Annotated in this window: 2 protein-coding genes; both read left to right on the top strand. The window is 67.9% G+C overall.

Annotated elements, in window-relative coordinates; genetic code table 11:
- Window positions 1-138: 138 nt before the first annotated feature.
- Window positions 139-444: a hypothetical protein gene (locus tag F3J22_RS30245; protein WP_167021744.1), complete on the top strand. Its 306-nt coding sequence runs from the start codon at window positions 139-141 to the stop codon at window positions 442-444.
- 48 nt (window positions 445-492) lie between these two features.
- Window positions 493-753 carry a hypothetical protein gene (locus F3J22_RS30240; protein ID WP_167021743.1) on the top strand — a complete coding sequence of 87 codons (261 nt, stop codon included), beginning with the start codon at window positions 493-495 and terminating at the stop codon, window positions 751-753.
- The last annotated feature ends 56 nt before the right edge of the window (window positions 754-809 follow it).

Raw genomic sequence — 809 nt, 5'->3', positions numbered from 1 at the left:
GACGCGCTCCCCGGCCCGAGCGAGGTACTTGTCATCAACGGCGCCGGACATTCCCCGACGGTGACCCACCCCTACGCAGTCCGTACGGCCGTGGACCACTTTCTGACCGCTACAACTTTTCATTTACAGTAGGAACCCGTGACTTTCTCTCCCGATAACCGGATCACCGCGACCGCCTACATCGATCCGGTGTGCCCGTATGCGTGGGTCACGTCCCAGTGGCTACGAGACGTCGCCCGCGCCCGCCCTCTCGACCTGGACTTCCGGACGATGTCCCTTGCGATCCTCAATCAGGACCCGGCCGATCCGCTGGAGCTGACGCGGGGTTATGAGAGTGCGTGGCGCCCGGTCCGGGTCGCGGAAGCGATCGCCGCGACCCGCGGGCCCGAGCACCGTCACCGTTACTCCTACGAGTTCGGCCACCGCTATCACGAACTGCGGTAACGCCGCCGCGACACCGTGCTACGCGACACACTAGCCGCCCTCGACGCCATGACCCCCTACGGCGCCGCGGGCGACAAGGGCCGGGACGAAGCGGTGACCACGCGCCCCAACGCCGCCCTCGACGGTGTCGGCGACGGCGTCGCCACCCCGATCGTGCGGATCGGCGGGACGGGGATCGTCGGACCGGTCCTCACCGCCGTCCCCGACACTGCACGTGGCGCGGCGATCTTCGATGCGGTCGCGACGTTGGTCGCGCAACCGGGATTCACCGAGCTCAAGCGCACCCGAACGACCGACAACGATGAATGACCTCACGAGGGTGCTCGCCGCGCGGGCCCCGGACCTTCCGGATATCCCGTTGTTCG

Origin of the sequence: Chitinophaga sp. Cy-1792, assembly GCF_011752935.1 — a bacterium.
Lineage (GTDB): Bacteria > Bacteroidota > Bacteroidia > Chitinophagales > Chitinophagaceae > Chitinophaga.
This window is presented reverse-complemented; position numbering and strand designations above follow the sequence as displayed.

Bases quoted from the DNA above. Each gene is read 5' to 3' on its own strand.
- F3J22_RS30240 (WP_167021743.1), top strand. From the start codon at position 493: ATGACCCCCTACGGCGCCGCGGGCGACAAGGGCCGGGACGAAGCGGTG.